At 65.7% G+C, this 18,381-nt stretch carries 20 protein-coding genes and 1 pseudogene; 6 read left to right on the forward strand and 15 right to left on the reverse strand.

Annotation, left to right across the window (positions count from 1 at the left end):
* The first annotated feature begins 178 nt into the window (after positions 1-178).
* Entirely contained in the window at positions 179-955 is a 777-nt protein-coding gene (locus Q7514_RS15235) for an SDR family oxidoreductase (RefSeq protein ID WP_330134107.1), read from the forward strand.
* Positions 952-1,866: an SDR family oxidoreductase gene (locus Q7514_RS15240; protein ID WP_330134108.1), complete on the forward strand. Its 915-nt coding sequence runs from the start codon at positions 952-954 to the stop codon at positions 1,864-1,866. Before Q7514_RS15235 ends, Q7514_RS15240 begins: the two co-directional genes overlap by 4 nt.
* Positions 1,867-1,971: 105 nt before the next feature.
* Here the strand turns inward: Q7514_RS15240 and Q7514_RS15245 are convergent, their stop codons facing one another.
* The 3 genes from Q7514_RS15245 to Q7514_RS15255 all read right to left on the reverse strand — a co-directional run bounded on the left by Q7514_RS15245 (position 1,972) and on the right by Q7514_RS15255 (position 4,364).
* Complete coding sequence (locus tag Q7514_RS15245) at positions 1,972-2,631, reverse strand: GNAT family N-acetyltransferase (RefSeq protein ID WP_330134109.1); 660 nt, start codon at positions 2,629-2,631, stop codon at positions 1,972-1,974.
* A gap of 78 nt (positions 2,632-2,709) precedes the next feature.
* Positions 2,710-3,198, reverse strand: a complete 489-nt coding sequence (locus Q7514_RS15250; RefSeq protein ID WP_330134110.1) for a nitroreductase family deazaflavin-dependent oxidoreductase — start codon at positions 3,196-3,198, stop codon at positions 2,710-2,712.
* A gap of 2 nt (positions 3,199-3,200) precedes the next feature.
* Entirely contained in the window at positions 3,201-4,364 is a 1,164-nt protein-coding gene (locus tag Q7514_RS15255) for a steroid 3-ketoacyl-CoA thiolase (RefSeq protein WP_330134111.1), read from the reverse strand.
* A gap of 201 nt (positions 4,365-4,565) precedes the next feature.
* Here Q7514_RS15255 and Q7514_RS15260 point away from each other — a divergent pair, with 201 nt between their 5' ends.
* Positions 4,566-5,819 carry a cytochrome P450 gene (locus tag Q7514_RS15260; RefSeq protein ID WP_330134112.1) on the forward strand — a complete coding sequence of 418 codons (1,254 nt, stop codon included), beginning with the start codon at positions 4,566-4,568 and terminating at the stop codon, positions 5,817-5,819.
* On the opposite strand, the gene Q7514_RS15265 is transcribed toward Q7514_RS15260, so the two are convergent.
* The 8 genes from Q7514_RS15265 to Q7514_RS15300 form a co-directional block, all read right to left on the reverse strand.
* Positions 5,809-6,498 (reverse strand): YqeB family protein, encoded by a 690-nt coding sequence (locus Q7514_RS15265; protein WP_330134113.1) that lies wholly within the window; start codon positions 6,496-6,498, stop codon positions 5,809-5,811. The two genes, Q7514_RS15260 and Q7514_RS15265, sit on opposite strands and share 11 nt — an antisense overlap.
* Positions 6,495-7,094 (reverse strand): TetR/AcrR family transcriptional regulator, encoded by a 600-nt coding sequence (locus tag Q7514_RS15270; protein WP_330134114.1) that lies wholly within the window; start codon positions 7,092-7,094, stop codon positions 6,495-6,497. Before Q7514_RS15270 ends, Q7514_RS15265 begins: the two co-directional genes overlap by 4 nt.
* A gap of 71 nt (positions 7,095-7,165) precedes the next feature.
* Positions 7,166-7,738: a nucleotidyltransferase family protein gene (locus Q7514_RS15275; RefSeq protein ID WP_330134115.1), complete on the reverse strand. Its 573-nt coding sequence runs from the start codon at positions 7,736-7,738 to the stop codon at positions 7,166-7,168.
* Between the two features lie 9 nt (positions 7,739-7,747).
* The gene (locus tag Q7514_RS15280) at positions 7,748-8,161 is read right to left on the reverse strand and encodes a nuclear transport factor 2 family protein (RefSeq protein WP_330134116.1); all 414 of its coding nucleotides are present in this window, start codon (positions 8,159-8,161) and stop codon (positions 7,748-7,750) included.
* On the reverse strand, positions 8,158-9,036 hold the full coding sequence (locus tag Q7514_RS15285) for a TIGR03619 family F420-dependent LLM class oxidoreductase (RefSeq protein ID WP_330134263.1): 879 nt from the start codon (positions 9,034-9,036) through the stop codon (positions 8,158-8,160). The genes Q7514_RS15280 and Q7514_RS15285 overlap by 4 nt, the downstream gene beginning before the upstream one ends.
* Positions 9,037-9,049: 13 nt before the next feature.
* Positions 9,050-10,225, reverse strand: coding sequence for a thiolase domain-containing protein (locus Q7514_RS15290; RefSeq protein WP_330134117.1), 1,176 nt, complete (start codon positions 10,223-10,225; stop codon positions 9,050-9,052).
* Positions 10,225-11,286 carry a thiolase domain-containing protein gene (locus Q7514_RS15295; RefSeq protein ID WP_330134118.1) on the reverse strand — a complete coding sequence of 354 codons (1,062 nt, stop codon included), beginning with the start codon at positions 11,284-11,286 and terminating at the stop codon, positions 10,225-10,227. The genes Q7514_RS15290 and Q7514_RS15295 overlap by 1 nt, the downstream gene beginning before the upstream one ends.
* A 13-nt stretch (positions 11,287-11,299) precedes the next feature.
* Entirely contained in the window at positions 11,300-12,274 is a 975-nt protein-coding gene (locus Q7514_RS15300; protein ID WP_330134119.1) for a Zn-ribbon domain-containing OB-fold protein, read from the reverse strand.
* Positions 12,275-12,364: 90 nt separating this feature from the next.
* On the opposite strand from Q7514_RS15300, the gene Q7514_RS15305 reads away from it, so the two are divergent.
* Positions 12,365-13,402 carry an LLM class F420-dependent oxidoreductase gene (locus Q7514_RS15305; protein ID WP_330134120.1) on the forward strand — a complete coding sequence of 346 codons (1,038 nt, stop codon included), beginning with the start codon at positions 12,365-12,367 and terminating at the stop codon, positions 13,400-13,402.
* A gap of 99 nt (positions 13,403-13,501) precedes the next feature.
* Here Q7514_RS15305 and Q7514_RS15310 read toward each other — a convergent pair whose 3' ends face one another.
* A complete protein-coding gene (locus tag Q7514_RS15310; protein WP_330134121.1) occupies positions 13,502-14,476 on the reverse strand; it encodes a crotonase/enoyl-CoA hydratase family protein in 975 nt (324 codons plus the stop codon).
* A 78-nt stretch (positions 14,477-14,554) separates the two neighbouring features.
* On the opposite strand from Q7514_RS15310, the gene Q7514_RS15315 reads away from it, so the two are divergent.
* Both Q7514_RS15315 and Q7514_RS15320 read left to right on the forward strand, forming a co-directional pair.
* Positions 14,555-16,219, forward strand: a complete 1,665-nt coding sequence (locus Q7514_RS15315) for an acyl-CoA synthetase (protein ID WP_330134122.1) — start codon at positions 14,555-14,557, stop codon at positions 16,217-16,219.
* A gap of 11 nt (positions 16,220-16,230) precedes the next feature.
* Entirely contained in the window at positions 16,231-17,343 is a 1,113-nt protein-coding gene (locus tag Q7514_RS15320; protein ID WP_330134123.1) for an NAD(P)H-dependent flavin oxidoreductase, read from the forward strand.
* A gap of 13 nt (positions 17,344-17,356) precedes the next feature.
* Here the strand turns inward: Q7514_RS15320 and Q7514_RS15325 are convergent, their stop codons facing one another.
* The 3 genes and pseudogenes from Q7514_RS15325 to Q7514_RS15335 all read right to left on the reverse strand — a co-directional run bounded on the left by Q7514_RS15325 (position 17,357) and on the right by Q7514_RS15335 (position 18,322).
* Complete coding sequence (locus Q7514_RS15325) at positions 17,357-17,491, reverse strand: hypothetical protein (RefSeq protein ID WP_330134124.1); 135 nt, start codon at positions 17,489-17,491, stop codon at positions 17,357-17,359.
* Positions 17,488-17,688, reverse strand: a pseudogene (locus Q7514_RS15330) (transcriptional regulator); the annotation flags it as partial. The gene Q7514_RS15325 and the pseudogene Q7514_RS15330, both read right to left, overlap by 4 nt.
* A gap of 52 nt (positions 17,689-17,740) precedes the next feature.
* A complete protein-coding gene (locus tag Q7514_RS15335; RefSeq protein WP_330134125.1) occupies positions 17,741-18,322 on the reverse strand; it encodes a TetR/AcrR family transcriptional regulator in 582 nt (193 codons plus the stop codon).
* Positions 18,323-18,381 lie beyond the last annotated feature (59 nt).

The raw sequence follows: 18,381 nt of genomic DNA on the forward strand, positions 1-18,381 counted from the left end.
GCCTCTCGAATCCGATCCACGGGGATCAGTGTCGCTCACGGTTGCGCCATGGCCTCTCTGCCACGCCGAGTAGGGCCGATACGGGCAAGACCGGCCCGCAGTACCAAACCAAGCGATTGCTTGGTAAGTTCTGGGTACGGCTCACGTCCGGAGCCGTGGGAATTGATGCGGAGGCAGGATGGATCTCGGACTCGACGGCGCAGTAGTGCTCGTCACAGGCGGTGTGCGAGGAGTCGGCGCGGGCATCACCAGGGTGTTCCTCCGCGCGGGCGCGACCGTGGTGACGTGCGCGCGTAACGAGCCGGAGAACCCGAACGAGGTCGACGGCCGCACCGCGGAGTTCCTCGCGTGCGATGTCCGCGACGCCGACCAGGTCCACGCCATGGTGGCGACCATCGTCGAGCGGCACGGACACCTCGATGCGCTCGTCAACAATGCCGGCGGCTCCCCGTACGCACTCGCGGCCGATGCGAGCCCGAAGTTCCACGCGAAGATCGTCGAGCTCAACCTGCTCGCGCCGCTGCTCGTCGCGCAGGCCGCGAACGCGGTCATGCAGACCCAGGACGGCGGAGGCTCGATCGTCAACATCTCGAGCGTCAGCGGGTCGCGCCCGTCGCCCGGCACCGCCGCGTACGGCGCGGCGAAGGCCGGAATCGACAGTCTCGGAGCTTCTCTCGCGGTCGAGTGGGCGCCGAAGGTGCGCGTCAACTCCGTGGTGGTGGGCATGGTGAACACCGAGCAGTCGCACCTGTTCTACGGCGACGACGCCGGTATCGCCGCGGTCGGCGCGACCGTGCCCCTGGGACGTCTGGCCAACCCCGACGACATCGGGAACTGCGCGGCATTTCTGGCCTCGCCGCTGTCGGGATACGTCAGCGGATCGACATTGACCGTCCATGGCGGCGGCGAACGCCCTGCCTACATGGCAGCGGCACAAACGAAGGAGACAAAGTGAGTGGACTGCTGGACGGACGCGTCGTCATCGTGACGGGTGCCGGGCGTGGGCTCGGACGTGCCCACGCGCTGGCCTTCGCCGCAGAGGGCGCCAAGGTCGTTGTCAACGACATCGGCGCAGGCGCCGATGGTTCCGAAACGGGAGAGAGCCCGGCGGGACAGGTCGTCGAGGAGATCCGGGCGGCCGGGGGCGAGGCTGTCGTCAACGGCGACGACGTCGCGGACTGGGCCGGCGCCGAGAACCTCATCAAGACAGCGCTCGACAACTTCGGTCGCCTCGACGTGCTCGTCAACAACGCCGGCTTCCTGCGCGACCGCATGCTCGCGAACATGAGCGAACAAGAGTGGGACGCGGTGACCCGCGTGCACCTCAAGGGCCATTTTGCGCCGATGCGGCACGCGATGACGTACTGGCGCGCGGAGTCGAAGGCCGGCAACCCGGTCGACGCCCGCATCATCAACACGAGTTCCGGTGCCGGCTTGATGGGCAGCATCGGCCAGGGCAACTACGCCGCCGCCAAGGCGGGCATCGCGACGCTGACGATCCAGGCCGCCGCCGAGTTCGGTCGCTACGGCGTCACCGTCAACGCGATCGCACCCTCCGCACGCACCCGGATGACCGTCGGTGCGGGCGGCGCTATGGCCGAGATGATGGCTGCGCCCGAAGAAGGATTCGACGCGATGGCACCCGAGAACGTCTCGCCGCTCGTCGTGTGGCTGGGCAGCAGCGAATCGAAGGATGTCACCGGCCGCGTGTTCGAGGCCGAAGGCGGCAAGGTGTCGCTGGCCGACGGCTGGCGACACGGCGAGGCCGTCGACAAGGGCGACCGCTGGGATCCGAAGGAGCTCGGACCGGTGGTCGAGAAGCTCATCGCCTCGACCGAGCCGCCGACCCCCGTCTACGGCGCCTGAAAAGCTCCCGCTCCCGGTCCGTGCCGGAGAACACCGGGCCGGGAGCGGGTTCACCACCTCTGATCGGCTGTGGCCGTCACCCGTGTACGGGCCGAGTGGCTGCAGCTATGCGGGTGTGCGGATGATCAGCGTCGAGCCCGGGAAGTAGGCCGCGAGCTCGGTACGGGCCTGCTTGAGCGTGGCGGTGCCGTAGCCCTGCTTGCGTGCCTCGGGGCGAACCCAGATCCGCACTTCGACCTCGTTGCCGCTCAGCTCACCGAACGCGAAACCGATCTTCTTCGGCTCGTCACCGGACAGATCCTCCGCGACGAGCCACATGCCCGATTCGTCGTCCATCAGTACAGCGCCTTTGCGGCGCTCCGCCGCGACCGCCTCGTCGCTCCCGTCGCCGAGCTGTTCGGCGCAGCGCGCCTTCAGCAGCTCGATGTCGGCGGGATCCTCGCTGATCGGGCGCAACCGGAAGTGCTCGCCGGTCGCGTACGGGCGCGAATCCGTAGTCCACTTCACAACCGCGTCGAGATCGTCCAGCTCGGCGCGGATCTTCTTGCGTTCTGCCTTCGTCAGACGGCCCAGCGGAAGGGCGAGGACGGCCTCCGCACAGAAATCGGTGGTGTCGAGCAGCGACCCGATAGCGGCGATGGCGGCGGCTCGATCGTTGCTCTCGACGATCGCGTCGAGTACCTCGTGCCGGCGTTCGAGCGCGCGCAACAGCGCGGCCGCGACTTCGCGGCGATCGAGGACCTGGTCGTGATTCGTGGTTGCCATCGCGTGACATCCCCTCTCGAGAGCATGAACAATGCGCTTACCAGTATTGCGCTTCGAGGCGCGGTGCGTCAGCCGACATCACTCGCAGACGACGACGGGAATGACACGATCGGTCCACGACTGGTAGTTGTCGAAATCCGGATACATCGCGGTGAGTTCCGGCCAGTACCGTGCGCGTTCCGTATCCGTGGCGACGCGCGCCGTCAGCTTACGGATATCCGACCGGATCTGGACGGTCACCTCGGGATTCGCCTGGATGTTGCGGAACCACAGCGGGTGCTTCGGCAGCCCGCCCTGGGACGCGACGAGGAGCACCTTGCCGTCGGCCTCGAGGAACAACAGGGGAGCGGTGCGTGGTTGCCCGGTCTTCCGGCCGGTGGTGGTGAGCAGGCACACCGGGATTCCCCACGGAAATGCGCTGCCCACCCGCCACTTTCCACCGAGGCGGCCACCGGTGGCCCGATACAGGACCACGTTCACACGCGACATCCACTTGATGATCGAGCTCGTCGCCTTCGAATCGAGACCCTTGGGGGCCGCCCCAGTGTTTCCGGTTTCAGCGCCCATGATCAGACGCGTTCGATGATGGTGCCCGTGGCGAGCGCGCCACCTGCACACATGGTGATCAGTGCCGTCGATGCGTCGCGCCGCTCGAGTTCGTGCAGCGCCGTCGTGATCAGCCGCGACCCGGTCGACCCGACCGGGTGCCCCAGCGCGATCGCACCGCCGTTGACGTTGACCTTGTCCATGTCGGGTCCGTGGACCTGAGCCCACGACAGCAGCACCGACGCGAAGGCCTCGTTGACCTCGAACAGATCGAGGTCGCCGATGCTCATACCGGATTTCTCGAGCACCTTCGCCGTCGCCTGCACGGGGCCGTCGAGATGGAACTCGGGCTCGGCGCCGACGAGTGCCTGCGAGACGATGCGAGCGCGCGGCTTCAGGCCCAGTGCCTTCGCCTTGTCCTCGTCCATCAGGAGCACGGCGGCTGCGCCGTCGGAGATCTGCGACGAGGTGCCCGCGGTGTGGATGCCGCCGTCGAGCACGGGCTTCAGCTTGCGGAGGGATTCGGGCGAGGTGTCGCGCAGACCCTGGTCGCGGGTGACGGTCTGCTTCTCGCCGGTGTGATTACCTTCCTTGTCGACCACGGGGGCGACGACCTGCAGGACCTCACGTTCGAAGCGGGCTTCGTCCCACGCCTGCTTCGCGAGCTGCTGGGAGCGAACGCCGAGGGCATCGACGTCGTCGCGGGTGATGCCGCGGCGGCGGGCGATGCGTTCGGCGGCCTCGAACTGGTTCGGCATGTCGATGTTCCACGATTCGGGCCGGCGGGGTCCGGCCTGGTCGCCGACGTTGGCGCCGAGCGGAACCTGCGTCATCGCTTCGACACCGCATGCGATCCCGGCGTCGATGGTGCCGGTCGCGATGAGGCCCGCGATCAGATGATTTGCCTGCTGCGCGGAGCCGCACTGGCAGTCGATCGTGGTGGCGCCGACCTGCCACGGGAGCCCGGCGTGCAGCCAGGCCGTGCGGGTGATGTTGTTGGACTGGGCGCCGGCCTGAGTGACGCAGCCACCGATGACCTGTTCGACGAGTGCCGGGTCGATCCCGGCCCGTTCGATCAGTCCGCTCTGCGCCGCACCGAGGATCTCGGCGGCGTGGAGACCGGAGAGCCATCCACCTCGCTTACCGATCGGGGTGCGTGCGGCCTCGACGATGACGGGTGTGCCCACTGCGGGCTCCTTTCTGTGTGCCCTCTCGGGGCAACGTTCCTACCTCGGAAAATAGAACAGGTTATCGAGTGGTGCAAGAGGTGGTCTCGATGTTTGGAAGCACGGTTTCCTTGGCGAGTCGCGTGTGCTGTGCTTCAATGATTCTAGAACGTGTTCCACATTACAGCGCGGGTCCCGCGCAAGGGCAGGAGAGGTTCAGTGGTGGCACAGCCCAGCATCCCCGAAGGCATCGACTTCACAGATCCCGATCTTTTTGCGGAGCGTATGCCGTTCGAAGAATTCGCCGAACTGCGTAAGACGGCACCGGTCTGGTGGAACAAGAAGTCGCCGGATGTCAGCGGCTTCCACGACGAGGGCTTCTGGGTCGTGTCCCGCCACGAGGAGGTCCGCGAAGTCTCCCGCCGGAGCGATGTGTTCTCCAACTGGGAGAACACCGCCATCCCGCGGTTCAACGACGACATGCCGCGCGAAGCCATCGAGCTTCAGCGCCACGTCCTGCTCAACAAGGACGCGCCCGAGCACACCAAGCTGCGCAAGCTGGTCGCGCGTGGTTTCACACCCCGCGCGATCAACGGTCTGCGCGACGAATTGAATTCGCGTGCAGAGAAGATCGTCGCCGAGGCATGCAAGGAAGGCGAGGGTGATTTCGTCACCCAGATCGCCGCCGAGCTGCCGCTGCAGGCCATCGCCGATCTCATCGGCGTCCCGCAGGACGATCGCGCGAAGATCTTCGAGTGGTCCAACCAGATGACCGGGTACGACGATCCTGACAACACCGCCGATCCGGCAGCAGCGTCGATGGAGGTCCTCGGGTACGCGTACCAGATGGCCGCCGAGCGCAAGGCGAACCCGGCAGACGACATCGTCACCACCCTCATCGAGGCCGACATCGACGGCGACGAACTCGCGCCCGAGGAATTCGGTTTCTTCTTCATCGTGCTCGCGGTCGCAGGTAACGAGACCACCCGCAACGCCATTTCGCACGGCATGGCGGCGTTCCTCGACAATCCCGAGCAGTGGGAGATCTTCAAACGCGATCGCCCGAAGACCGCTGCCGACGAGATCATCCGCTGGGCCACCCCGGTCATCTCGTTCCAGCGCACCGCGCTCGAGGACACCGAACTCGGTGGACAGTCGATCAAGAAGGGCGACCGCGTCGTGATGCTGTACGCGTCGGCCAACAACGACGAAGAGGTCTTCGACAATCCGCGCGAGTTCGACATTCTCCGGGATCCCAACCCGCATCTCGCATTCGGTGGAACCGGCGCGCACTACTGCCTCGGCGCGAACCTCGCTCGCATGGAGATCGACCTGATCTTCAACGCGATCGCAGACCACATTCCGGATATCACCAAGATCTCCGATCCGCATCGGCTGCGCTCGGGATGGCTCAACGGGATCAAGGAATTCCAGGTCGACTACAAGACGCAGGGCGGGTGCCCGGTCAAGCACTGACCCGGCGGTACTCCTGGCGTTCCTTGCGATCGCGGACGACGATGCCGCGCTCCTGCAGTGTTTCGTGGAGCTGCCCGGCTACATGGAAATCCTTGCGGGAGAGTGCGGTGCGTCGTTCGCGGAGCAGCGCGTGGATCTTGCCGTCGAGGGTCGGGTCACCGTCGATCCACCGGGTGAATTCGCCATCGTGATGTGACGTGTCGGTCCAGGGGTATCCGTGCTCGGTGAATGCGTGGGCGACGGCGACCTTGTCGAGGTCGCCGATACTGCGACGGGCGAGTTCGCGCCGCGTGACGTCAGTCAGGACCAGGTCTTTCTCGTCGAGGTGGGCGCCGACGATCTTGTTTCGCGGAACGTAGAGTGCGTCGTCGTCCTGCTCGAGAAGTATGCCGTCGGAATCGACGGTGACGGTGAGTGATTCGCCGATGGACATCATGGCGAGAATGACGCCTCCGATGATCCCGATGATGGTCAGGATCGGCAGCGACCATGCGGTGGTCGATTCGGAGAGGATTTCGACCGGTCCGGGGACCGTGGGCAGTGTGTCGACGGCCCAGCGGCAGACCGGGGGAGCTGCGAAGCCGAGCCCGATGCCCGCGAGGATGCAGGCCACCGCCACGACGGCAGGGATCGTCCAGGAGATCGAGATCTTCGTTGCATCGTCACGCATTTTCGTCATGATCTTTCTCCTGGGTGTCCGGTGAGATAGCGGTGGATGACCGTGCGCATGGTGTCTACGGGTGCCACGGCGGTCGGGTTGTCTGCGTAGAGAAATGCGGAATCCGTGATCGCGCGGATCCAGGTGGCGGTCGCGTCCGGGTCGAGCGAGGGGTCGATCCGGCCGTGCGCGCGGCGGAGGAGGTCGCTGAGCCCTCGGTTCACAACGGCGTCCGTTTCTTCGAGGATCACGGCGAGTTGTGGGTCGTGAGTGACCTGTCGAATCACCTCGACCACGAGGCCCGAGGCGAGCGGGTCGGAAGCGGGTTCGACCAGCTCGGCGACGATGTCGAGTATCGCCGCAAGGGGGTCCACGGCGTCGCGATAGCGCTCGATCATCGCCTGGGATTCCGGGAGATCGCGCTCGAAGATGGCCCGGAAGACCCCGCGTTTGTCGCCGAAGTAGTGGAACACCGTACCCGAGCTGACCCCCGCGGCCTTCGCGATCGCGGTCACCGGTGTTGCGTCGTAGCCGTGTTCGGCGAAGAGCGTGGCGGCAGCGTCGGTGATGGCGTTGCGGCGTTGTGCTTGGAGTTCGGGGTCTACGGTGCGGGCCATGAGGACAGAATAATAATTGATTGACTAGTAAGTCAATCAATTATTTCTGTGTGCCGCAGGAGTGGGCGAACTCAGTTCAGCCGGTGCAGGTCGTCGACGGTGTCGATGTCGCCGGGGTCTGCGAGACCCGCGCAGTCCAGCCGCCGGACTCGGTCGCGATTGCGGGAGACGAATGACCGGGCGCCCTCGTCTCCCGTGGCCTGCTGCGCCGCCGCAACGGCGTCGACGAGGTCGAAGACGACGGGATGGCCGGGGCGGTCGCCGAAACTCGGCAGCGTCACGGTTCCGGACTCGTGTGCTGTCAGGACTGCGCGCACGAGGTCGGCGTTGATGCCGGGGAAGTCCACGACCGTCAGTGCGATCACGTCCGAGCCGGCCGCGGCATCGACCCCGCGCTGCAGCGACGTCGACATGCCATCCTCCCACCGGGGATTGTGCACGAGGGTTGTGCCGGGCGGGCACACCGCGGCCACCTCGTCGGCGTACGCGCCGACCACCACGATCGTCCTGTCGCATCCACCTTGTTCGAGAGCATCGACGACGGAATGCAGCAGGGGACGGCCCCGGTGGGGGAGCAGGGCTTTCGCCCGTCCACCCAACCGTGAGCCGTCCCCTGCAGCAAGGACGATCCCGGTGACAGTCATGCGCCGACTCTACTGGGCCGGGCGCACCGTCTTCATTGCTCGATCGACTTCCCAGAAGGCGCGCAGCGACGCGATCTTGCCTTCCTCGTTCACCCGGTAGACGAACACGCCCTCGGCGTCGATGATGTTGCCTGCCAGCGTGGTGCGAATGGTGCCGATGTTGACGCACTCGTCGCCGCACACCAGGACATCGTCGACGAGGAACTCGAGCTTCTCGGTGTTCGCTATCGTCATGTCGTAGAACGCCGCGATCGCCTCGCGCCCGTGATGTCCCTTGCCTTCAGGGTCGAACCCCGACGGGCCCACCGGGTCCTCCACACATCCGTCCTCGGCGAACAATGCGAGCCAGTCGTCCTTGCGCTTTGCGCTCGCAGCGGTCTGTGACGCGCGTGCTGCGATACGTGCGGGGTGTTCCTCGCTCATGCTGTGTCCTTCCCGTGGATGAACTTGTCGGCGAACTTTCGTAACGATTCCTGCTTGGCTTCGAGGGGGGAATCGAATCCGTGACCGTCGAATATCCAGGGCACGACGATGATGTCGGTGACCCCCGCATCCGCGAGTTCGCTGTAACCGGACGAGCCGAACTTGTCTATGCACACCGTCTGGATCTCGAAGGCAGTGTCGCTGCGACCGTACTCGTCGCGCAGAGAGCGCAGGCGGTCGATCACCGGGACGAGATCGTCGAACTTGATCATTGCCGAGGTCCAGCCGTCACCGACCCGCGCGGCCCGGCGCAACGCCACGTCGGTGTGGCCACCGACGTAGAACGGCACCGGTTTGCTGGGCGCGGGGCTCATCTGCAGACGGTCGAAATCGTAGAACTCACCGTGGTGCTCGACCATCCCGCCCCCGAGGATGAGTTTCAGCACGTCGATCATCTCGTCGACCCGCTTGCCGCGCCGTGCGTAGGGAACGCCGCACCACTCGAATTCTTCTGGTGCCCAGCCGATCCCGACGCCGAGCCCGAACCGGTTGTTCGTGAGGTTCGCGACCGAACCCACCTGGCGCGCGAGCAACACCGGGTTACGGGAACCGAGTTTGAGCACCTGGGTGTAGAACTCGATCGTCGACGTAGCTGCCCCCATCGCAGCTGCGGCGATGAGCGGGTCCACCCAGGGCGTGTCAGGCGTCCACATCCGTGACCCGTCAGGGGTGTACGGGTAGTCGACGGTCTGCTCCTCCATGTAGAACAGCGAATCGGGCAGCGCGATCGACGAGAATCCGCACTCCTCGGCGGCCTTCGCGATCCCTGCGAGCTGATCGAGTGGCGTCATCGCGACACCGACGGTGAATTTCACCACGACGATTCTCCTAGTTGGAAGGCTTGTCCGATCCGACTACCCACATCGAGAAATACTGCGAGCCACCGCCGTACGCGTGACCGAATGCCTTGCGTGCGCCCTCGACCTGGTGGTCGCCGGCCTTGCCCATGACCTGGATTGCGGCTTCCGCGAAGCGGATCATGCCCGACGCGCCGATCGGGTTCGACGACAGCACGCCGCCGGACATGTTGACGGGGAGTTGCCCGCCGATCGCGGTTTCCCCTGCCTCCGTGAGCTTCCACCCACCGCCCTCCGGGGCGAATCCGAGGTTCTCGAGCCACATCGGCTCGAACCAGGAGAACGGGACGTAGATCTCTGCGCAGTCTATTTCGGTGAGTGGATCGGTGATCCCGGCCTGCTTCCACAGCGCTGCGGCAGCGATCCTACCTGCTTCGGGGTTCACCTGGTCGCGGCCGGCATAGGTGGTCGGTTCGGTGCGCATCGCGGTCGCGTGGATCCACGCGACGGTGCGCCCGTCCGCCTCGGCCGCGGCAGCGCTGTCGGCGTCGCCGAGCACCACGGCGCACGCCCCGTCGGAGGACGGGCACGTTTCGTCGTAGCGGATGGGATCCCACAGCATCTGCGAGGCCTGCACCTTCTCGAACGTGATGTCGGGCTGCTTGAGGTGGGCGTACGGGTTCTTCGCGCCGTTGAGGCGGTCTTTGACGGCGACCATCGAACCGATGTGCTCCGGTGCTCCGGAGCGGCGGATGTACGAGCGGACGTGCGGCGCGAAGTAGCCACCCGCTCCCGCACCGACCGGCATCGTGAACGGCACCGGTGTGGACAGCGCCCACATCGCGTTGGATTCGGATTGTTTCTCCCACGCGACTGCGAGCACACGACGGTGGACACCGGCCTGGACGAGGCTCGTGGCAACGTTGGCGGTCGAACCGCCGACGGATCCGGCGGTGTGCACGCGAAGCAGGGGTCTGCCGGTGGCGCCGATAGCATCGGCCATCGCCAATTCCGGCATCATCGCGCCTTCGAACAGGTCGGGGGCCTTGCCGATCACGACGGCGTCGATGTCGTTCCAGCCGACATGCGCGTCGGCCATGGCCCGGTCGATTGCTTCACGGACGAGTCCCGACATCGAGACGTCGTGCCGCTTCGCGACGTAGTGGGTCTGTCCCGTTCCGAGGACCGCCGCAGGTTGCTTCGCCATCAGTTTCGTCCCTCCAGAACGGCTACCAGATTCTGTTGCAGCACAGCGCCACCCGTCGCGTGGGCGAGTGCCCGGCCGGCCTTCCCGTCCATGATTGCCTGGGCGGCGAAGCCGATTCGTTCCAGCCCACCGGAGAACATCGGATTGCCGGTCAGCGGGCCACCCGACGGATTGATCGAAGTGTTGCCGTTCAATCCGATCTCCTCACGCAGGATCAACTCCTGGTGGGTGAAAGGCGCGTGCAGCTCGGCGATGTCGAAGGAGGTGTCGCCACCGGTGACAGCATGAGCGGCGGCACGCGCGGACGGTGCGGACGTCAGGTCGGCGGCGCCGAAGTTCGGGGAGTCGATGCGATGCTCGATCCCGGTGAGCCACGCGGGGTTCTCGCACAGCTCTCGTGCGCGGTCGCCGGACGCGAGGACGATCGCAGCTGCGCCGTCGGTGACCGGCGCGCAGTCGTGGGTGCGTAGCGGGTCGGCGATGTACGGCTGCGCGAGCAGTTCTTCGATGGTGACATCGCCACTGATCTGGGCGTCGGGGCGGTTCTTCGCGGCGGCGCGGGCCTGCACGGCGACCTCGGCCATCTGCTCCGCGGTCCACTTGCCGGAGTCGAGCCCGATCCGCGCCTGAAGGCCGGCGAGCGACACGGAGTCGAGACCGAGCGGTGCGACGAGATACGGATCGAGCTGCAGCGACAGGGTGCGCCGCAGCGTGCCTGCCGACGATTTTCCGAACCCGTACACGAGTGCGGTGTCGACCTCGCCGGTGATGAGCTTGACCCACGCTTCGTAGAGGGCCCACGCTGCGTCCATCTCGACGTGCGACTCGTTGATCGGAGGAACTGCACCGATCGCGTCGATGGCCGAGATGAACGAGAACGCGCGGCCGGCGAGGTAATCGGACGATCCGGAGCACCAGAAACCGATGTCGGACTTGGTGATTCCGAGCTTCTCGTAGAGCGCCTGGAAGCAGGGTACGAGCATTTCGACACCGTTCGTGGTGCCGTGCGTTTCGCGGACGTGTGGAGCGTGCGCGAAGCCGACGACTGCAATGTCTGTCATGATTCCGCGGCTCCTAGAGATGGTGTTTGAAGGTGTCGAAGTCGGCGTCGGGTTCGCCTGTGGGACGGAAGTACTCGATGTTCTTGAGGGTGTAGTCCCAGTCCTCCTGCGGTCGCCACTTCGCTTCGACGCGCATGCCCATGCGGACGTCCGCGGCATCGCACTCGAGAATCAGGTGCAGGAACGGGATGTCGGCGCCGTCGAGCAACACGTATGCCGCAACGTATGGGGGCTTGATCTGTTGGCCCATGAAAGGCACGTTGACGATGCAGAATGTGGTGACGACGCCCTTGTCGGACAACTCGACGTGTTCCTTCGTCGGAACGCCGTCGGTGGGGCTCGCGCCACGTGGCGGGACGTACACCTTGCCGTCGGGCCCGGTCCGCCCGCCGACAAGCTTGCCTTCCTTCAATCCGCGCAGGTACCACGACTCCTCGGGGGACGCCGTGTGCGTGTACTGCAGATCGAGGGGGGTGGTGATCATGGAGACCGGGTCGGTGTCGGTGCTCGAAGCGAGTGATTCCGCGGCCTCGCCGGGCTCGAAAGCGACGATGTCGTGGATGTCGCCGACTCGCTCGTCGGCCCACCGGACCCGCACCCGCATGCCGGTAGTGATGGCGTCGGGGGAGGAAACGTCGACGGCGTGCAGCAGCGACGAGTCTGCGCCGTCGAGCCGGATCAGGGCCCACGCAAAGGGGCGGTCGAACGGTTGTCCGGGCAACGGCTCGGGATTCCACGTCCAGCTCACCACGGTGCCGGTCTGTCCGACCTCGACGAAGTCGACGAGCGAATCATGCGTGATCGCGTCGTATTCCGGGGGAGGGACGAGGACTCGGCCGTCCGAACTACGTGCGCCGACGATCCGCCCGTCGCGCAAACCGGTGACGAATGCGCCGACGGTCGGCCCGGTGGATCGGGTGTAGTCGAACTGGAGATTCAACGGGGCTCTCAGTGGCGGCTCGACGACCGCGCTCTTTCCCAGGCTCACATCTTCGAGTAGAACAGGTTCTAATGTCGCTGGCAAGAGTAGCGTGTGAACAGCGCGGCATGGCCCGTTGACCGACCTGAAAGGTGCGCAATGAAACTGGGACTGCAACTGGGGTATTGGGGTGCGCAGCCGCCCGTCAACGGGCCAGAACTTGTTACTGCAGCCGAAGCTGCGGGCTTCGATGCGGTCTTCGCCGCCGAATCGTGGGGATCGGATGCCTTCACGCCACTGTCATGGTGGGGCTCGGCAACCGAGCGAGTGCGGCTCGGCACCTCCGTCGTGCAGATCTCCGGACGAACCCCGACGAGTTGTGCTATGCACGCGCTCACTCTCGACCATCTCTCCGGTGGCAGGCACATTCTCGGCCTGGGTGTGTCCGGACCGCAGGTCGTCGAAGGCTGGTACGGCCAGCCGTTCGCGAAACCTCTGGCCCGGACCCGCGAATACGTGTCGATCATCCGCAACGTCCTTTCGCGCAAAGAACCCGTCACCAGCGCGGGCCCGCACTATCCGCTGCCGTACTCCGGGGAGGGTTCGACCGGACTCGGTAAGCCGCTCAAGTCCATCACACATCCGCTCCGGCCCGACATCCCGATCTGGCTCGGCGCCGAGGGTCCGAAGAACGTCGCGCTCACCGCGGAGATCGCGGACGGCTGGCTCGCGATCTATTACTCACCACGCCTTGCCCCGATGTACAACGAATGGCTCGACGAGGGATTCGCCCGTCCGGGGGCGCGTCGCACTCGTGAAGATTTCGAGGTTGCGGCGACCTGCCAGGTGGTGGTGACCGACGACCGTGCCGCAACGATCGCTGGAATGAAGCCTGTCACTGCGCTCTACGTCGGCGGAATGGGTGCGCCCGAGTTGAACTTCCACGCGCAGGTCTACCGCCGAATGGGCTACGGAGATGTGGTCGACGAGGTGACCGAACTGTTCCGCGCAGGACGCAAGGACGAGGCGGCTGCAGCGATCCCGGACGAGATGGTCACCGAGACGATGATCGTCGGCGACCACGACGAGGTGCGCGAGGGAGTGAAGCGGTGGGAAGACGCGGGAGTGACAATGCTCCTGGTGTCGTGCCGCGACGCCGAGCATGTGGAGTTGCTGGCCGACGTCGTGCTGGGATAGTCGGTCAACGATGCATACGCGCGGTGCGCGGGCAGACACACTCCGTCGGCCGGATGTTTCTGCCCGCGCACCGCGCGTAGGTGATGCGCGGGTCTGTGATTACTGGCCGGTGAACTTCGGCGCCCTCTTCTCGACGAAGGCGCGGGGGCCCTCTTTCGCGTCGGCGCTCTTGAATACCGCAGCACCGAGTTCCGCGTCGATGCGGAAGGCTTCTTCTTCGTGGAGCCCCTCGGACCGGCGGATGGTCTCGAGGACCGCCTGCACCGCGACCGGTCCATTGGCGGAAATCGTCTCGGCGATCTCGAGGGCCTTGTCGAGGGCTCGGCCGTCTTCGACGACGTGTCCGATGAGCCCGATCTCCTTGGCCTCGGGCGCCTTCAGGTGGCGACCGGTGAGCAGGATGTCGGCGGCGATCGTGTACGGGATCTGACGCACGAGCCGCACCGCCGAGCCGCCGAGTGGGAACAGTCCCCACTTCGCTTCGGACACACCAAATTTCGCGTTCTCTCCGGCGACGCGGATGTCGGTGGCCTGGAGGATCTCGGTGCCGCCCGCGATGGCGGGGCCCTCGACTGCTGCGATGAGGGGCTTCTTCAGCCGGCGGCCCTTGAGTAGTGCCGGCAGCTTCGACAGGTCCCAGCCTCCGCCGCCACCCTCCCCGTCGCTTCGCTCGCCGCCACCCTCCCCGTCGCTTCGCTCGCCGCCACCCTTCCCGTCGCTTCGCTCGCCGCCACCCTTCCCGTCGCTTCGCTCGCCGCCACCCTTCCCGTCGCTTCGCTCGCCCTGCTCGAACTTGTCGCCGGGTGCAGACTTGTTCATGTCCTTGAGGTCGGCGCCCGCGCAGAATGCCCCGCCCGCGCCGGTGAGGATCGCGACGCGGATCTCGGGATCGTTGTCGACGCGGTCCCACGCCTCGGTCATGATCGCCATCATCTCGCCCGACAAAGCGTTTCGTGCTTCCGGACGATTCATCGTGACGATCAGGGTGTGACCGCGTTGCTCGACGAGGCAGTGCGGAGCGCGCTCCGAAATGTCCGAAGTTTCGGCAGCGCCGGTGGAGGCGGTAGTGGACACTGAGAACTCCTGAAGTGTTGTGAACTGGATCTCAATCCGGGTCTTGTCAGAAACGATAACACGTTCTATTTTGATGGCGTGGCCCTAAATATCGCAGACCTCGTAGAGCACGCCATCGACCTCGTACCCGACCGCGTCGCACTCGCGTCGGACGGTCGCGAACTCACCTATGCGCAGCTGGAGGACCGGACCAACCGTCTCGGTCACTACCTGCAGAAACAGGGTGTGGAACCCGGCGACAAGGTGGGCATCTACTCGCGTAACACGATCGAGGCCGTCGAGGCGATGATCGCGGTGTTCAAGATCCGTGCGGTAGTGGTCAACATCAACTTCCGGTACGTCGAGAACGAGTTGCAGCACATCTTCGAGGACTCGGACATGGTGGCGCTCGTTCACGAGCGCAGGTACGCCGACAAGGTCGCGAACGTGCTGCCGACGACACCGTTGGTGAAGACTTCGCTCGTCGTCGACGACGAGAGTGGGCTCGACTACTCCGGCTACCGCGGAGTCGACTACGAGCAGGCGCTCGCACAGAGCTCACCGGAGCGTGACTTCGAGGAACGCAGCCCCGACGACCTGTACATGCTCTACACGGGCGGCACCACCGGAAAGCCGAAGGGCGTGATGTGGCGGCAGGAAGACGTGTGGCGCGTCCTCGGCGGCGGCATCAACTTCCTCACCGGCGAGTACGTGGCCGACGAATGGGAACTCGCCCGGACCGGCGCCGCGAATCCGGTGATGGTGCGTTTCCCGATCCCGCCGATGATCCACGGTGGTGCGCAGTGGGCGCTGTTGCAGGCGCTGTTCGGCGGCGGCAAACTGATCATGCACCCCGAGTTCGACGGCCACGACACACTGCGTGTAATCGAGGAACACAAAGTCAACGTCATCTTCATCACCGGCGATGCGATGGGCCGTCCCATGATCGATGCCCTAGAACAGGGAAACCCGAAAACCGGCAAGCCCTATGACCTCTCGTCGATGTATTTCATGGGATCCAGCGCAGCGCTCTTCTCCCCGGCGCTCAAGGAACGGTTCCTCGAGCTGCTCCCGAATTGCATGATCACCGACTCCATCGGCTCATCGGAGACCGGGTTCTCCGGAATCGGAGTCGTCGAGAAGGGGCAGGCGCACGTCGGTGCCCCCACCGTGAAGATCGACGCGTCGACCGACGTGATCGACGAGGACGGCACCCCACTGCAGCCGGGTGACGGCAAAGTGGGGTTGCTCGCCCGCAAGGGGCATATCCCGATCGGGTACTACAACGACGAAGCCAAGACGAAGGCGACGTTCCGCGAATTCAACGGCGTGCGGTACTCCATTCCCGGTGACTATGCGCAGATCGAAGCCGATGGCACTGTGACCATGCTCGGCCGCGGTTCGGCGTCGATCAACAGCGGTGGCGAGAAGATCTACCCCGAGGAAGTCGAGGCCGCACTCAAGGGGCACCCCGACGTGTTCGACGTTCTCGTCGTCGGCGTCCCCGACGAGCGATTCGGTCAGCGGGTCGCTGCGGTAGTCGCCGCGCGACCGGGCAGTCGTCCCACCCTGGCCGAACTCGTCGAGAACGCCCGCGCCTCGATTGCCGGATACAAGGTGCCGCGGAGCATCTGGTTCGTCGACGAGGTCAAGCGTTCACCGGCGGGTAAGCCCGACTACCGCTGGGCCAAGGAGCAAACCGAAACCCGGCCGGCCGACGATATCTACAGCAACGGCACTGCCGCCACCGCCGCGACAGGATAGTAGGAACCCACATGCAGACCGATCTCAGCAAGAAGTTCGGCATCGAGTACCCGATCTTCGGGTTCACACCGTCCGAGCACGTCGCGGCGGCGATCAGCAGGGCCGGTGGCCTCGGAGTGCTGGGCTGTGTCCGGTTCAACGATCCGGAAGAACTCGACGCGGTCCTCACATGGATGGACGAGAACACCGACGGGAAGCCGTACGGCGTCGACATCGTGATGCCCGCCAAGGTGCCCACCGAGGGCACCGCCGTCGACCTCGACAGCCTCATCCCGGCGGAGCACCCCGCGTTCGTCGACCGCACCCTCACGGAGCTGGGAGTTCCGCCGCTCGGTGACGACGCGGAACACGCCACCGGAGTGCTGGGCTGGCTGCATTCGGTCGCGCGTTCCCACGTCGATGTGGCGCTCGCGCATCGCCCCGCGCTCATCGCCAACGCCCTCGGATCGCCACCGAAGGACGTCATCGATCTGGCGCACGAGAAGGGTGTGCCGGTCGCCGCTCTGGCCGGCGCCGTCGAACATGCGAAACGACACGTGGAGAACGGCGTCGACATCGTCATCGCGCAAGGCTACGAGGCGGGTGGCCACACCGGTGAGGTCGCGTCGATGGTGCTGTGGCCGGAGATCGTCGATGCCATAGGTGATTCCGCCGCGGTTCTCGCTGCGGGCGGTGTCGGGTCGGGTCGGCAGGTCGCCGCAGCACTCGCACTCGGTGCCTCCGGCGTGTGGATGGGTTCGTACTGGCTGACGACCTCCGAGTACAAGCTCGGCTCGGCGGCCAACGGGCCGTCGTCGATCCAGCGGGCGCTGCTCGGTGCTAGTTCGTCCGACACCGTCCGCTCGCGCATCTACTCCGGCAAACCGGCCCGGCTGCTCAAGACGAAGTGGACCGAGGCGTGGTCGAAGCCCGACGCGCCGTCGCCATTGCCCATGCCGTTGCAGAACATCCTCGTCAGTGAAGCGCACCAGCGTATCTCGGCGGGGAACGATCCCGAGGTCGTGGCGATGCCGGTCGGACAGATCGTCGGGCGGATGAACGAGATCCGGCCCGTCGCGGAGGTCATGGCCGAACTCGTCGACGGCTACGACAAGGCGGTCGAGAAGCTGAACCAGGCGAGATAGGACGAACGACCCGTCATCCCTGTACCTCGACGACACCGTGTGCACCGCGCTCGGCGTCGACCATCGAGTGCGACACGAGCGGATAGCGTCCGCGGCTCGCGGAACTCCACACGCCGGCGCGAAGATGCCGGCTGCCACGCTCGTTCACGTTTCGCTCCGCGGACCGCAGCACACCGCGGGGATTGTGGGATCAGGGAGGAAGAGCCTGCACGCACCGGGTTCGGCGAAGGGCAGGAGATCGAGTCCCGGGCCGGTCGGTGCACCGACCTCGTCGAGCGTGCCTTCGACGATGCCGAGGTGGGCCTGGCAGACGACGGTCGGGTAGCGCCGCTCGGCGTCGACTACGAAGTGCGAGGGTCTGATGCGTGGCGAGTGCGCCTGACGCGACTTCCGGTGGCTACATCCGCGTGAGGATCGCGACGAGGTCCTGGATCTCGTCCACCGTCGGTGTCGCGATGTTGTCGCGCCCGTAGACGAAGCCGATGCCCGCATACACCAGAGTGCCCGCGCGGATGCGCGCTTCGCGGTCGTCGAATCCCAGTTCTCGGAATGCGTTCTCGACCACCGACATGATGCGTTGGTCGAGGGCGCGCACGGATTCCGCGACCTGCGGGTCGGTGCGCGCCCAATCGCGTATCGCCACCTCGGTGGCCCAGGCCCGGTCCTCGACGAGCGTCGCGCCCATGTGTGCGAGCCGGTCGCGGACGGGCATCTCTTCGATGCTCGTCAGTCCGCGCAACGTGTCGTTGTCGTGCGAGCAGTAGCGGGCGGCGATGGCATGCATCAACTCTTCGATGTCGGCGAAGTGCCAGTAGAAGCTGCCCTTGGTGACGCCGAGTTCGTTGCACAACCGCGCGATCTTCACCGCGCCCCGACCCTCGGTGACAAGCAGTTGCAGACCTGCGTCGGTCCAGTCGTCGAGCGAGAGCCGCGGCCGGCGGGTGGAGGCGGGTTTCTTCTTCTCCGATTGCCGAGTCACGACCACTTCTCCTTGTTGTGCGCTGCTGCGAGATTACACGTCGGGAGCCGAGGTGGCCG

The sequence above is a fragment of the Rhodococcus artemisiae genome (assembly GCF_036327795.1).
Taxonomy (GTDB): Bacteria; Actinomycetota; Actinomycetes; order Mycobacteriales; family Mycobacteriaceae; genus Rhodococcus; species Rhodococcus artemisiae.

Excerpts from the sequence above, each read along its gene's own strand:
- Q7514_RS15235 (WP_330134107.1), top strand. The coding sequence starts at position 179 with ATGGATCTCGGACTCGACGGCGCAGTAGTGCTCGTCACAGGCGGTGTG.
- Q7514_RS15245 (WP_330134109.1), bottom strand. The coding sequence starts at position 2,631 with ATGGCAACCACGAATCACGACCAGGTCCTCGATCGCCGCGAAGTCGCG.
- Q7514_RS15250 (WP_330134110.1), bottom strand. The coding sequence starts at position 3,198 with ATGGGCGCTGAAACCGGAAACACTGGGGCGGCCCCCAAGGGTCTCGAT.
- Q7514_RS15265 (WP_330134113.1), bottom strand. The coding sequence starts at position 6,498 with ATGACGAAAATGCGTGACGATGCAACGAAGATCTCGATCTCCTGGACG.
- Q7514_RS15270 (WP_330134114.1), bottom strand. The coding sequence starts at position 7,094 with ATGGCCCGCACCGTAGACCCCGAACTCCAAGCACAACGCCGCAACGCC.
- Q7514_RS15275 (WP_330134115.1), bottom strand. The coding sequence starts at position 7,738 with ATGACTGTCACCGGGATCGTCCTTGCTGCAGGGGACGGCTCACGGTTG.
- Q7514_RS15280 (WP_330134116.1), bottom strand. The coding sequence starts at position 8,161 with ATGAGCGAGGAACACCCCGCACGTATCGCAGCACGCGCGTCACAGACC.
- Q7514_RS15290 (WP_330134117.1), bottom strand. The coding sequence starts at position 10,225 with ATGGCGAAGCAACCTGCGGCGGTCCTCGGAACGGGACAGACCCACTAC.
- Q7514_RS15295 (WP_330134118.1), bottom strand. The coding sequence starts at position 11,286 with ATGACAGACATTGCAGTCGTCGGCTTCGCGCACGCTCCACACGTCCGC.
- Q7514_RS15305 (WP_330134120.1), top strand. The coding sequence starts at position 12,365 with ATGAAACTGGGACTGCAACTGGGGTATTGGGGTGCGCAGCCGCCCGTC.
- Q7514_RS15320 (WP_330134123.1), top strand. The coding sequence starts at position 16,231 with ATGCAGACCGATCTCAGCAAGAAGTTCGGCATCGAGTACCCGATCTTC.